This window comes from Verrucomicrobiia bacterium (genome assembly GCA_036405135.1).
In the GTDB taxonomy this organism is placed as follows: Bacteria; Verrucomicrobiota; Verrucomicrobiia; order Limisphaerales; family JAEYXS01; genus JAEYXS01.
In genome coordinates, this window is the sequence record DASWYF010000018.1 from 36,515 (window position 1) to 50,766 (window position 14,252).

Genomic DNA, 14,252 nt, shown 5'->3' on the forward strand with positions numbered 1-14,252 from the left:
GTATGTCACTGCCTGAACTTTGTATCCGTCGGCCGATCTTCGCGTGGATGCTCAATCTCTTGATTGTGCTCTTCGGCGTGGTCGGTTACCTGCGCCTCCCGGTGCGCGAATTGCCTGACGTGGATCCGCCGATCGTCACCATCACCACGGTTTATCGTGGTGCGAGCGCCGAGGTCATGGAATCCGAGGTCACCGAGCGTATCGAGCAGGAGGTCAACACGATCCCCGGCATCAAGACGCTCACCTCCATCTCCCGTGAAGAGGTCAGCATCATCACGGTGCGTTTCGAGCTGGACCGCCAGGTGGACGTGGCCGCACAAGATGTTCGCGACCGTATCGCCCGCTCGCGCCAGTTGATGCCGGAAGACATCGAGGAGCCGATCATCGCGAAGCAGGACGCCAATGCGCAGGAAGTTCTCTGGATAGCCCTATATAGCGACCGTTATTCCACGCTGGAGCTGACGGAAATCGGCGAACGCCAGTTCAAGGACCGTCTGCAAACGCTGCCCGGTGTGGGTGGTGTGAACTTCGGCGGGGAAAAGCGTCAGGCCATCCGTGTGCGTCTTGATGCAAAGAAGATGGCGGCCCGCGAAGTGACCGCCTCAGACATCACCCGCCTGTTCCGTGATAACTCCATCGAGCTTCCCTCCGGCCGCCTGGAGAACTACGACCGCGAGATGTCTGTCCGCACACTCGGCAAATTGAACCGTCCCGAGCAGTTCGAGAAGCTCATCGTGCGCTATCAGAACGGCGCCCCCGTGCGTCTGGCTGAAGTTGCGAAGATAGAGATGGGCGTGGAAGAAGAGCGTACGATCGCGCGTTACAACCAACGCCCCGCCGTGGGTCTGGGTATCGTGAAGCAATCCGAGGCGAACGCCGTGGAAGTCGCGGATGCCGTAAAAGCGGAAGTCGAGCGCATCAAGCCCTTCCTGCCAACCGGCGTGGAGACGACCATCGCATACGACTCCTCTACTTTCGTACGCCAGTCCATCAAAGAGGTGCAGGAAACGATCCTCATCGCCTTTGTGCTGGTGCTCATCATCATGCTCGCGTTCCTGAGGAACTTCCGCTCGACGCTCATCCCGATGATCGCCGTGCCGATCTCATTGATCGGCACGTTCATGATCCTCTACGTGCTGAACTACAGCATCAACATCCTCACGCTGCTGGCGATGGTGCTGGCGGTGGGTGTCGTCGTGGATGACGCGATCGTGGTGTTGGAGAACATCTATCGTCATATCGAAGCCGGTATGACGCCGATGGAGGCAGCGCTGAAAGGCGTGAAGGAGATCACCACGGCCGTTGTGGCGATCACCATCACACTGGTCGCGGTGTTCCTGCCGATCGCGTTCCAATCCGGTACGACGGGCATTCTGTTCAAGGAATTCGCAGTCGCAACGGCGGGTTCCGTCGTCATCTCGGCCTTCGTGGCGCTGACGCTCACCCCTACCCTGTGCGCCCGTATCTTGAAGCATGAGCCCGCTTCGCATGGCAAGGTGTATAACTTCCTGGAGCGCATGTTCAGTTCGTGGGATCGCGTCTACCACCGTTCACTTGGCTGGGCGGTGAAGCGCAAGTTCCTCGTCGTGTTCGTGGCCCTGCTCACGCTCTTGGGCACCTACGGCCTCTACACGAAACTGACGAAGGAATTCCTGCCGGATGACGACAAAGGTTACGTGTTCGTGATCATGTTCGGCCCGGAAGGCGCGACCAGCGAATACACGGACCAGTTCGTGAAACAGGCCGAGAGGATCGCTAAGGAATATCCCGAGACGGTCGGTATGTTCTCTGCGGTCGCCCTCGCCCGTGGTGCGCCAGGTGAACCGGACTTCGGCATCATGTTCGTGCAGTTGAAGGATGGAGAACGTAAATCCGCCATCGAGATCGCACGCCCGGGCGGAATGGGGTCCATGTTCACGCGTTTGATCAGCGAGATCAAAGGCGTGCAGGCGATCACGGTGCTGCCCAAGTCCACCGGTTTCTCGGCCGAGCAATACCAATTGGTCTTGCAGGGCGGGGACCTGGAACAGCTCGAAGTCGTCGGCAATCAGGTGCGTGCCGAACTGGCTGCGGCTGGCTTCCTTGCGCAACCGCGCTTGAACCTGAACTTCCAGCAGCCACAGCTCGCGATCAATATCGACCGCGATCTGGCCGCGAATCTCGGCATCAGCGTGCGCGAAGCGTCCGAAGCCTTGCAGCTCATGTGGGGTGGTCTGGATGTCTCGCGCTACAATCAAAAGGGCAAGGAATACAAGGTCATCGCGCAACTTGAGCGGGAAGGCCGTCTGGTGCCGGCGAGCTTGGAGGATATCTACCTCCGCTCCAGCAATGGGCAGCTCATCCCTGCTTCCAGCGTGGTGGTGGAGAAGCAGCAAGGCTCGCCGAATGCGATCAATCGTTTCGGCCGTCAACGTGCCGTGACCATCGCTGCACAGGTACAAGGCATGTCGCTCGGTGAAGCGGTGGTGAAAACGGAAGAGATCCTCGCCAAGTCTCTGCCGCCCGGCGTGCAATACCGCTGGGACGGGGAGGCGGACGAGATCAAGTCCGGCACAACGGAGTCCATCCAGGTGCTCATCCTCGCACTGCTCATCGTTTACATGGTGCTGGCGGCGCAGTTCGAGAGTTTGCGCCATCCGTTCGTCATCATGCTCGCCCTGCCCCTCGCGCTCTTCGGCGCGTTCGGCGGCATCTTCCTGCTGAGCATGGTGAACCAATTCGCGGTGATCAAATTCTACGCGCCGCTGGAGGCATTGCCGAAACCGATCGCGTGGCTCACCACGAATCTGCCGGAGATCCCCTCCATGACGTTGAATGTGTACAGCCTCATCGGCATCGTGCTGCTGCTGGGACTGGTTACGAAGAACTCCATCTTGCTGGTGGAATTCGCGAACCAGAAGATGGAAGAAGGCATGGACGCCGTGAATGCCATGCTTGAGGCCGGTCGCACGCGTTTGCGCCCGATCTTGATGACGGCGTTCTCCACCGTGATCGGCATCTTGCCGGTGGCTATGGGATTGGGTGAAGCATCCGTCAGCCGTCGTCCTCTGGGTGTGGCGGTGGTGGCGGGCATGATCACATCCACCTTCCTCACGCTCTACATCGTGCCGGTGGTGTATATCCTCATCAGCCCGAAGAAAAAGACCGTGACCAGCAAAGCTGCGACGCCTGTGCAGCCGAGTCCCGACGCTTCGCCGGAGGCGTCTGCCTAGCACTTATAAAGCATATAATCAGAAGCGGCGGCCAAGATCAGTCCTGGCCGCCGTTTTAGTTTTTAGAATAGAAATTATTGTTTAGTTCCTCAGGCTTAACGACATCCCCGGAAAGATTGTCCAGCAGGTTGTAAGTGCAGCCGGGCAGAAACCCACATCAACCTTCTCAAAACACACGTTACCAGGCATTTGCGGGGCATTCAAAATTTGCCCCGGGGTGTCCAATTTGGTTACATAGGCATTTTGGGTGATTAAGGGGATTGCGGGTTGCGCCAAATAAAAAACAGGTATTAACTGCAACCAACCCAAAGCACCGGTGTTATTATGAGTTTCTCATTTGATCTTGATACCTCCCGCCGGACAGCCTACTTCACTGGCCAAGGCTGCTGCGACTATGTGGACTTCTGCGTGGCCCTCAACGGCTTGCTGAATCACCCGCTTTACCAAGCAGGTATGACGATAGTCTGGGACTGGCAGCGTTGCGAGATACTTCTAGCCAATACACAAATCTGCTCGCTCGTGGAGACGATGACGCGGAATGCCGGTGCAGATCAGACGCATCGCGTGGCGATCATCACCAGTATCCCGACCCATTCATCGGCCGTTACATTTCAGAAGTATATCGAAGCGATGTCGTCAAGCTACCGGGCGATGCTGTTCACGAGTCTGGAGCAGGCGTCCCATTGGATCAATGCATCTTCGGGAAGCAGTTTCAACGAAGCGAGTTTTGCCGGGATGTCGCAACCGCCTGGAGCCACGGCTTTCTTCAAGGTCAAAGCACCCGCCCCCCGTCACGGCAACAGTATGCAGTGGAAATCGCTGTGAACCAGTTCCGAGACTGATCGGGACCGATGTCGCCTGTAAGGCCCCATTAACCCGAAGCCAGGGCATCGGCAGGCTTCTGTTGTTTCTTCAAGATCGCGTCTTTATTCCAACTTATCATCCGGTGCGCCGATGACCATTTCGCCCTCTGTCCCCATATCTGCTTCCGGGATGCGCATGTTGTAGAAGGAGCGATAAACAAAGAATAGCGCCACGAGGAAGAACACGATGCCGATGCCGTATTTGAGCGTTTGATTCTGCATGGTCACGGCGATCTCCACGGCGAGCAGACCGAAGAGCGTGGTGAATTTGATGACGGGATTGAGTGAGACGGAGGAAGTGTCTTTGAAGGGATCGCCCACGGTATCGCCGACGACGGTGGCGGCGTGGAGCTCCGTGCCTTTCATGCGCAGGTCCACTTCTACGATCTTCTTGGCGTTATCCCAAGCGCCACCTGCATTCGCCATGAAAACGGCTTGGAACAGGCCGAAGAAGGCCATCGCGACCAAATAACTGATGAAGAAGTAGGGGCTGAAAAATGGCAGCGCGAGGGAGAAACAGAAGATGACGATGAAGATGTTCACCATGCCCTTCTGTGCGTAGACGGTGCAAATCTCGACGACCTTCTTGCTGTCCGCAATGGAGGCGGTGGTGGCATCGAGCTTCATGTTTTCTTTGATGAAGACGACGGCACGATAGGCACCGGTGACGACGGCTTGCGTGGATGCGCCGGTGAACCAGTAGATGACGGAGCCGCCCATGAGGAGGCCCAGGATGATCTCGGGCTGCACGAGGCTGAGGCGCGGCACGACGTTTCCGTAGAGTTGCTCAAGTAAAAGGATGATGCCGAAGACCATGGTGGTGGCGCCCACCACCGCTGTGCCGATGAGCACGGGCTTGGCAGTGGCCTTGAAGGTGTTCCCTGCTCCATCACCTTTTTCCAATTGATGCTTCGCGCCCTCGAAATCAGGAGTGAAGCCGAAGTTCTTTTTGATCTCATCCGCGATGCCCGGTTGCGCTTCGATCTGGCTGAGTTCGTAGACGGATTGGGCGTTGTCGGTGACAGGGCCGAAGCTATCCACGGCGATGGTCACGGGGCCCATGCCGAGGAAGCCAAACGCGACGAGGCCGAAGGCGAAGATGGGCGCAGCGAAGGCGTATTTCTCCGGCATCATACCAAGCATGGCGTGATGTTGTGACATGAGGTAGGCAACAAACATCAGAGCAAGGATGACAAGACCGGTCCAGAAGGCGGAGAAGTTACCGGCAACAAAACCGGAGAGGACATTGAGCGAAGCACCGCCGTGATGAGAGGCGTTCGTGACTTCTTTCACGTGCTTCGAGTGAGTGCTGGTGAAGATCTTGGTGAACTCGGGAATCACCGCCCCGGCAATAGTGCCGCAACTGATGATGACGGAGAGCACCCACCAGAGCTCTTCGAATCCGGCGAGTTTGCTGAGCAAAAGCCAGCTCGCAGCGAACGTCACCACGATGGAGACGATGGAGGTGATCCAGACGAGGCTGGTGAGCGGGGCTTCGAAATCGAAATCTTTTTGCGTGCTGAATTTTGAATGGCTTAAGCGGTCGTTCACGAAATAAGAGACGAGCGAGGTGATCACCATGAGGATGCGCATGGCGAAGAGCCAGATGATGAGCGTGCCGCAGATGGCGGGCGCGGCGACCAAAGCCAGAGCCAGGAAGGCGATGAGGGCAACGCCGGTGACGCCGTAGGTCTCGAAACCATCGGCGGTGGGACCGACGCTATCACCTGCGTTATCACCGGTGCAATCGGCGATGACGCCGGGATTTTTCGGATCATCTTCAGGGAGTTTGAAGACGATCTTCATGAGGTCGGCACCGATGTCTGCGATCTTCGTGAAGATGCCGCCGCAAATTCTGAGTGCGCTGGCGCCGAGGGATTCGCCGATGGCGAAGCCGATGAAGCAGGCGCCAACCAAATCTTTCGGCAGGAAGGCGAGGATGCAGATCATGAAGAAGAGTTCCACACTGACGAGCAAGAGTCCGACGCTCATGCCGGATTGCAACGGGATATTCAATGTTTGCAGCGCCTTGCCCGTCAGCGCGGAGAAAGCCGCGCGACTGTTCGCCACGGTGTTGATGCGGATGCCGAACCACGCCACTCCGTAAGAGCCCAAGATGCCGAGAATGGAACAGAACAAGATGAGCAGCACGGCACCAATGCCTTTCTCTTGCAGGAAGAAAAAGTAATAAACCATGCACGCGGCGATGAGGAGCCAGAGCATGGAGAGGAAGCGGCCTTGCTGGAACAGATACGTTTTACACGTCTCCCAGATGATGTTGGAGACATCGCGCATGCGCGGGTGGACGGGCAAGGCGTCGATCTGGCGGTATTGTCGCCAACCATAGAATGTAGCGAGCGCACAGACGACGAGTCCGGAGTACAAGATGGCCATGCCGCCGAGCTGGAAGCCCGGCAAGGGAAAGACGACATCTTGCAGATTGGGGAGATGAATGTCCGCCTCACCGGCAAAACCTTGGATGTTACATCCCAGAATGCCCAGAAGCCCTAGAAGAGTGATCTTCGTGTTCCGCATAAGGGTGTTACCTGTAGTATGCACCAGAAATGGGATTACGACAATTTTGTTTGGGGAGGAGAACCACGAATGGACACCAACAGACACGCGAGATCGAATCGACAGGCGGGGGCGCCTGTCCGACCAAAGGCAGGCGAAGGCGCCTGCCCCACTACCATGAGGCTATCGTGAAAAAGAAACTGGCGGTTGGCTTTCGCCAACCGCCAGGCAACAACTCAACGTTTAGAAGAACGACGGTTCGAACCCGGCGTCGGAGGTGGGACGTGAGATGGGCCTTTTAGCGCGCATCGAAGTGATGCGAACGGTAGGTTTGAATACTTCATTCCAGTTGTCAGAATGTTGTATTGCCATCATGGATACTCGTGATAGCACAGGCCGTACCAACCTCTGGAAACGTTGATTTGGAGGGACTTACAGAGAACTTCCGCTGATTGCCCCTACCCTATGAAAACAGGGTGTCGTTTTTTATACAGATCTCATTCGTGAAACTGGTCGAAATGGACCAATTCCTTATCTGTGAGCGACGTAGAGAGCTGTCTCGAACGTGAAACTGTCATTTCTTCAACTTGCGACGGTCGGGCTTGAAGGTCAGTTGGGGGCGACCTTTGAAGAAGGAGCGCTGGAGGAGGAAGGTGCTTTTGCCGGAAAGCGCGACGGCTTCCACGGTTTCCCATCCGGTCAGATTCCAGCCAGCGAAGGAGTGGCGGTAGAAGTGCCATGAGTCGCGAGTGTTTGGAGGAGGCCAGAAAATCGCATCGAGCTTTTTCGCCATGATCGGGTGGAGGTAATCCCAGTCCACATCATCATAAACGATGTGCGGGAGAAAAGGTGTGGCCCGGAGACGGGCGGCCATTTTATCACTGGTGACCTCGAGCTTCGGCACCACGTAGTCTTCATCCGTATGCAGTAGCAGGAACGGCGGACGATGGAGGATTCGGATGCGGCTTTGATTCGTAAGCGCGATGAGTGCGGCGAGAAGGTTTGTATCCGTGGCACTCAGCTTCGTGGTGGCGCGATGGAAGAAGTAGAATTCATCGGTCGCGCCGGGCATGAGAACGATGCCTTTCACGACAGTGTTCGAGCCGAACGAATTCAGGATGAGGGGAGCGAAATTCGTTTCGTTGATCTCGCGCGCGTGTTCGGCGAGGGGCATGACGCGGAGGGCGTCGGGCCAGGTTTCAGCCGCGTGAAGTGACGGGGTAAAGAGCAGTAGCAATGCAATAAGGCTCAACTGTTGGAAACGTCTTCCAAGTTTTTCACACTTTGGCCTGGTGAAAAGTTCCTTTCCCGGGGCGAGGGTGGTAGCATTTCCCGTTGGCATTGCTTTTAACACTGTTTGATTGGCGGATGTTGCTGCGGCTCGGAGAGCCGCGCTCCTTTTATACGGCCAGTTGCACGAAGCGTTCCTGCAATTGCGTGCTCCATTTCGTGAGGTAGCTGAAGCTGCGGTAGATATCTTCCAAGCGCGTGAGCGGCAGTGCCCCTGCCCTAGCGGCATCTCCGATAGCCGGTGCTTTTTCCCACGCGGCGTTCAGCGTCTGCAACTCAGCCTCCAACTGATCCTGCTGCTCTCTCAAACTCTCCTGCAATGCCTGCACCTCATCCGTCCATTCGAGACTGCGCTGAAAGAGCTGCGCCTTCACTATCGGCGACTGCATCTTGCCCTTCTCCAGCAGAAAGTAATCGAGCTGCTTGCAAATCTGGCCCACCTCGATGAACAACTCCATCGCACCGGGTGGAATATTCTGGATTTCCTTCGGCTTAGCGCCCGCTTCGAGCGTGAGCAAATGCAACAATCGATCCTTCGTGACACTCAAGGTCCGATACGCCGTGTTCAACTCCGTGTAACGCGTATTCGCCGCGGCCTTCTCCTCCTCGCCCGCGTTATGGAAACGATCTGGATGCACCTCGCCGCTCAACGACAAAAACTTGCCCTTCAACGCCTCGACATCCATCGACGGACGACGCGGTTCATTCAACAATACGAAATAATCGGTCATGGTCTTCGCCTGGCTAGCGTAGATAGGTTACAACTTGATACGGCTGGCCCGCGCCCTCACCGACGACTTGACTGACTAACTGAGAATGCCTGACATCGCCCGAAGGCAGGCAAATGAAACCGTCTAAGCACTGAAACTCTCGCCGCACGAGCAACTCGTCGCCGCATTCGGATTCTTCACCTTAAAGCCCCCGTCTTGCAAGGCATCTGAATAATCCAGCTCCGAACCCGTCACATACAGCGCGCTCTTGGGATCCACCACCACCTTGATCCCGCCCGTGTTTACCAAGATGTCGCGATTCGCCGGTTTATCCTGCAAATCCATCTTATACTGCAAGCCCGAGCAACCGCCCCCGATCACCGCCACCCGCAACACCCCTTCCGGCCGCCCCTGCTTCGTGAGCAGCGAACTCACCTTCCGGGCGGCGTTATCCGTCACCTTGATCAGGCGCTCATCCCCCACGCGAAACCCGGCTGGCGCGGCGGCTTTATTGGCACTGGCAGCAATCATGTCAGGAAAAACGTACGCGGGATAAGCAAGCGCGTCAATGGGCGGGAATTGAGGAGAATGGAAACGGCGGTGAAAGCCGTTTACGGTTGCTTGCGCAAGCGGAAGAACTGGTGCCAAGGCTGCAAGGCCAGGGTTACAGACCGGGATTCAGCATTGCTTACCGGGGATGTCAAAACATCCTGCCATAGCGGGCTTGCGCCCAAGGTGGTTGTTTTTTGCAGAACGAATTCATCCGTCAAACTGCTCCACGATAAAATCACCTGATTGCCAGTGCGTTGGATGGAAAGAACGGGAGCACCCTCCGTTTGGACAGCCAAGGCGACAGCCCAAAAGCCAGGATCCAGCCGATACTGGCCGTTACTGGAAATCATTGTGGCAGGCTGACCGATGGTTCCTAATAGCGAATAAGGGCCACCGCTGCTATTACCACCCCCACTAGAGATGGCCGAGGATGGGAGGGCGATATCAGACGCGAAAGTCAAAGCAGCCAATTGGACCAGCGTCAGAAAAATGAGGAAATGACGGATCGACATGCTCATTTATGGACGGAGATAAAGAACCATGGAGCGACTTGGAATATAGGCATAAAGATCGCTGAGGTAAGTGCTCAAATTATAGGTCCCCCCACATACCAACATCTCTTTCCCAGTCCAAACTGCGCCGTAGAATAAGCGGACACCGGGGCTACCATTCATAGACATCTTATCCCAAGTATCGGTGGCGGGTGAATAGCGATAACCCGTGGGATTGGCACCTGATGTGCCGGAATTCCCCCATAGTATCATCTCTTTCCCGGTCCAGACGGGCACTGACTTCTGCGTCTCGCCATAGGGATTGATGGCCAGTTGAGTATCGTAGTTCGCTCTTCCCATGGAAGTCCAAGTATTAGAAGCCGGATTATAACGTACACCTGCGGGAGTAGCGGTGGCCCCACCGGATGAGCAACCACCCCACACAATCATTTCAGTCCCCGTCCAAACTGTGGCGGAGGAAAAGCGACCGGATCCACCTGAAAAATTACTCCAAGTGTCTGTTACCGGATTATATAGCCGTCCAAAAGTCACAAAGATCTCTTCGGTATAACTGTATCTTCCTCCCCAAATGACCATGTTAGTCCCATCCCAAGCGGCACTGTGTTCAGACCGTTGCGAAGATCCCGGCGCAGAGCTGGTAGGAGTCCAGCGATCGGCAGACGGACTGTAACGAGCGCCACTGCTCAGAGCAGAAGCGAAGGGAACAATGCTGTTCCCGCCCCAGACAATCATCTCAGATCCCGTCCAAACCACCGAACTGCCCGCGCGACTTGAGTGGGCGCCCACAGAGGAGATCGTCGCCCAAGTGTCCGTGGTGGGATTGTAACGGCCGCCTGAAACACTAGCCAATCCCCAGACAAGCAATTCCGTCCCCGTCCATATCAGGTTTGCCGGTGCGGATGTAGTGGGGGCGTTCACCATGGACATGGCTTTCCAACGGTTCAACACAGGATCATAACGGTATCCGGGGCCTGAAGTATTGTTCCAAACCAACATTTCTGAACCAGTCCATATAGTGCTGCAAGGCCCGGTAAACACAGGCAAAACTCCACTGGAAATCAATGACCATTCGTTTTTCTCAAGATCATGAAAAGCGCTTTCAGCAAGGTTATTACCCGAGACATCGGTTCCGCCCCAAATGAGAATATTCAGACCAGTCCAAACAACAGCCGGTCGTATGCGTGCGGAGGGTGAACCGGTCACGCTGGATGTGCTCCACAGATTTGAAGCCGGATGATAACTATGAAGGCCCCCCTTGGCCTCTCCATCAGCTCCAACTCCCCCGTAGATGACCATGCGACTGCCAGTCCATACCGCTCCGTGTTTTGCCAAACCTGCTGGAGCGCCAATCACCGGCAAAGGAATCCAAGTCCCCGTAACCGGGTTGAAGCGGGCACCGGAATTTTCGATGGCGTTAGAATCCCCGCCCCAGATGATCATGGTTTCTCCTGCCCAGACAGCCGTATGATTTTTACGAGGCGAAGGAGCGGAATCCAAGGTCATCTCCGACCAGGTGTCCGTGGACAGATCATAAATTCCGCCAGTACCGAACAAGTTGCCGAACTCATCCCAACCGCCCCACACAATCATTTTGGTGCCGGTCCATACGGCGGTGTGACCCGTCCTTGGCTGTGGAGCATTCACCAGTGAAAGCGGGCTCCACAGACCAGTGGCGGGATCATAACGGCCACCCGAATCCAAACTCTGTTCTCCAGCGGTCTGCCCGCCCCAAACAATCATCTGGCTGCCGGTCCAGATCGCCGAATGGCCAAAGCGGGCAAGTGGCGCGCCAGTAAGATTTAACGAACTCCAAACATCCAGACCCAATGAATATTTCCCCCCTGTGTTCAAAGCCTGACCAGACTGGTTGCGTCCGCCCCATATAATCATCTCAGCTCCCGTCCAAACAGCCGTGTGACCATAGCGGGCTGCCGGTGCATTCAAAAAGGGCAAAGCCAGCCAGCTTTGCGATTTGGAATTGAAACGTGCACCGTCTCCGGCAGCCACTCCGTTGGTCATTCCGCCCCACACCATCAATTCACTGCCAGTCCAAACGCTGGATGAATCCTGGCGGGCAGCTGGTGCAACGTTGGGTTGAATGCGTCTCCAGCTATCGGGGATGACAGTCTCGCCTAACTTGACATACCCAGCCGCTTCCAAGCTGGCATTCTCGCCGAGTGACATGATCACCCCGCCACTGCCCACAGCGGTCTGGCCGGAATTGGCGAGATTCGAAGCAATCGCACCGGAGCTGAGATGCGCGCTGTTCACCGAACCGGGGGCCAGTGCTGAACTGGTCACTCCGCCCGGAGCCACCGTCTGCGAAACCAGCGAGTTCATCGACACACCAGCCACCTGAGCCCGATAAGCATAGGGCGCGGAATGCAACATCTGGCGTGGAGCCAAGATCACATGCGGATCAGCACTGCCATGAGGCCGCACTCCGATCTCCAGCCACAGATTATTACCTTCGCTCAAAACCGCTGATCCAAAATCCAAGCTGACATTGAATACTCCCTGCTCCACCGCGACAGGTGAAACCGAGATCGGCCCGGCCACACTTCCGCCACCATTGGCCACCTGGTATAACTTGAAACTCAAATCATAGTTGCCTTGCGCCGGCTGATTGCCATCTGTCAGTTTTCCTTGATAAGTAAAGGCGGAGGTTTGAGCGAAAACAATTCCCGCAGGTGCCATTACCATGCTTAAGCATAGCAATAATGCATAAAAGTGCCTCGTGCCTGCTGTGGCAAAACCTTTAACCTTGTCCGGTATCTTCATGATTTGAAATCCGCCCTTCCTCCGCATCCTTGGGAAAAAGTCGTTTAGTGAACACTGATTTTTATATTTCAGAAGGGGGTGATTGTCCATGCAGGAAAACAAAGCCGATAGCCGTGAGGAGGAACGACGGAGGAATCTGCGCCATATGAGACAGAACATCTGATCTTGATCTGAAAGTGGTGGATCGTTGATCCTGCGGGTGATGGCCAAAGCTCATTCGTTCAAGATCACGCTTTCCAACAACCGGACGGAGTTGGAAGGGATGGAGTTTGTGATGAGCACTTCGCCAGACCTCTTTCATCCGGACCTTATCGGAAGAAAAAAACTGCTGGAGATGCTGGGGCTGTCGCTGGCTTTCCGTAAAACGTTTGACCTGGTGCGGATAAAAGGGGCATCACGCACTAATAAAGAAGTTGAGATTGCGGATCCGAAGGCAGTGACGCTTATAGAATTGAAGACGACAAAGAAAAAGCTGCCGGATAATCCGCTGGGATTCTTTTTCGGAGCGACGGAGAACGAATTCAATCTGGCCACAGCGTTAGGTGCGCAATTCAACTTTGCATTCGTGTGCCTGCATCCGGAATGTCCTTCCGTGAAGTTTTTGACGCTGCCAGAACTTGAGAGCTTGGTGCAGCGGAAGCGGACGCAATTTCAGATCAATTTAAGGCGGCAGATTTTGGATAAGAAAAAGGTGTTCGCGAAGAAAGAGAACATTGATACCGGAAGATAAAACACCCACTTACGCATGCGGCGTTTTTTGTATGTTTCTGTGGATGAAAAGGTTGGGGTTTCTCTGCAGATTTTAGCGAAAAGTGATGGTTTTCTTGTGGGGATTTGATATTGTTTGTCAGTGCTGACAACTCGTTGTCGGTAAAGGAGAGGAGTGGTGGTTGGCTCGTCTGAGAATAAGCAGCCTCCGAAATCCTCAAGTCACCAAGCATGATGATGCATTGTTTACGCGTGCGAAGTTGTGTGCCTGCGTTGGCGGGGAGGTGACGATCCTTATGGAACCAGCCGAAGTTCGGCTTCCCCAAAGGGAGGCGTGGGCTTCGGCGGTGGTGGGGTGTTGGTTATCACGGTGCCTTGACAAAAAAGGTCAGGGCGTCGCGGCAGCAACGCCCTACCGTTTCAGGATATGCGGGTGTATCGGGTGCTGGATCAGGGCTCGTAAGCTGGAGGGGGAACGGGACGTCGGTGGGCGTAGGATTTGTATGACCCATCGGGGAATCTCTAATACCACTGCGGAACCAGCCGGGTTTTTGGACAGCGCGAAGTTCGCGCTCCCCTATTGGGAGGGAGCAAAAGACAGATACAACACAGGGGTCAGGTGGTTTCATTGCTCTTTGACATAGTTCCTTTTAAGGAATGTAGAACGAAGAAGGGAGAATGCAGAAAGGGGGCTAAGCACCTCCTCTCCCCGCGCCCTCTCCTCCATCTATTGATGGAAGAGAGGGAGATGGGAACGCCGTGTTTCGGCGAGCATTCTCTGTTCTTCGACTGCGTTTCTTTGTGGAGTGGCTGGCGAGGGTCGGATCCGGGAGGTGCAGACTGGTGGCTAGAGTGCCGCAGAACAGGATGCCATCGAGAAGAGGGAGCATCAAACGGACGAGATGGGAAGGCGACTTCGGGGAATGTTGAATCAGGAATTGAGAATAAAAAAATGATGTAACGGCAAAGCGGCAGCTTTGCCCGGCCATGGAATAGGGGCTTCAGTCCCCTGCTCTGTTTGCCGATGGGTGGTAGGGCAACCGGCGTGACCGCTTGTGTTACTAGTGTTACATTTGCGTGCGGGTGCAACCCGCCCTGCATTTCTGGCTC

The 14,252-nt window shown here is 55.5% G+C and carries 9 protein-coding genes; 3 read left to right on the forward strand and 6 right to left on the reverse strand.

Annotated elements, in window-relative coordinates; translation table 11 throughout:
* Positions 1–2: 2 nt before the first annotated feature.
* Positions 3–3,212, forward strand: coding sequence for an efflux RND transporter permease subunit (locus VGH19_08005; protein HEY1171293.1), 3,210 nt, complete (start codon positions 3–5; stop codon positions 3,210–3,212).
* Between the two features lie 324 nt (positions 3,213–3,536).
* Positions 3,537–4,037 (forward strand): hypothetical protein, encoded by a 501-nt coding sequence (locus VGH19_08010; GenBank protein HEY1171294.1) that lies wholly within the window; start codon positions 3,537–3,539, stop codon positions 4,035–4,037.
* A 101-nt stretch (positions 4,038–4,138) separates the two neighbouring features.
* Here VGH19_08010 and VGH19_08015 read toward each other — a convergent pair whose 3' ends face one another.
* The 6 genes from VGH19_08015 to VGH19_08040 all read right to left on the reverse strand — a co-directional run bounded on the left by VGH19_08015 (position 4,139) and on the right by VGH19_08040 (position 12,356).
* Positions 4,139–6,610 carry a sodium-translocating pyrophosphatase gene (locus tag VGH19_08015; GenBank protein HEY1171295.1) on the reverse strand — a complete coding sequence of 824 codons (2,472 nt, stop codon included), beginning with the start codon at positions 6,608–6,610 and terminating at the stop codon, positions 4,139–4,141.
* 553 nt (positions 6,611–7,163) lie between these two features.
* Complete coding sequence (locus tag VGH19_08020) at positions 7,164–7,763, reverse strand: hypothetical protein (GenBank protein HEY1171296.1); 600 nt, start codon at positions 7,761–7,763, stop codon at positions 7,164–7,166.
* Positions 7,764–7,989: 226 nt separating this feature from the next.
* A complete protein-coding gene (locus VGH19_08025) occupies positions 7,990–8,610 on the reverse strand; it encodes a hypothetical protein (GenBank protein HEY1171297.1) in 621 nt (206 codons plus the stop codon).
* Positions 8,611–8,733: 123 nt separating this feature from the next.
* Positions 8,734–9,120 carry an iron-sulfur cluster assembly accessory protein gene (locus VGH19_08030; GenBank protein HEY1171298.1) on the reverse strand — a complete coding sequence of 129 codons (387 nt, stop codon included), beginning with the start codon at positions 9,118–9,120 and terminating at the stop codon, positions 8,734–8,736.
* A gap of 80 nt (positions 9,121–9,200) precedes the next feature.
* The gene (locus VGH19_08035; protein ID HEY1171299.1) at positions 9,201–9,653 is read right to left on the reverse strand and encodes a hypothetical protein; all 453 of its coding nucleotides are present in this window, start codon (positions 9,651–9,653) and stop codon (positions 9,201–9,203) included.
* 6 nt (positions 9,654–9,659) lie between these two features.
* The gene (locus tag VGH19_08040) at positions 9,660–12,356 is read right to left on the reverse strand and encodes a hypothetical protein (protein ID HEY1171300.1); all 2,697 of its coding nucleotides are present in this window, start codon (positions 12,354–12,356) and stop codon (positions 9,660–9,662) included.
* A 280-nt stretch (positions 12,357–12,636) separates the two neighbouring features.
* On the opposite strand from VGH19_08040, the gene VGH19_08045 reads away from it, so the two are divergent.
* Entirely contained in the window at positions 12,637–13,164 is a 528-nt protein-coding gene (locus VGH19_08045; GenBank protein HEY1171301.1) for a hypothetical protein, read from the forward strand.
* Positions 13,165–14,252: the final 1,088 nt, after the last annotated feature.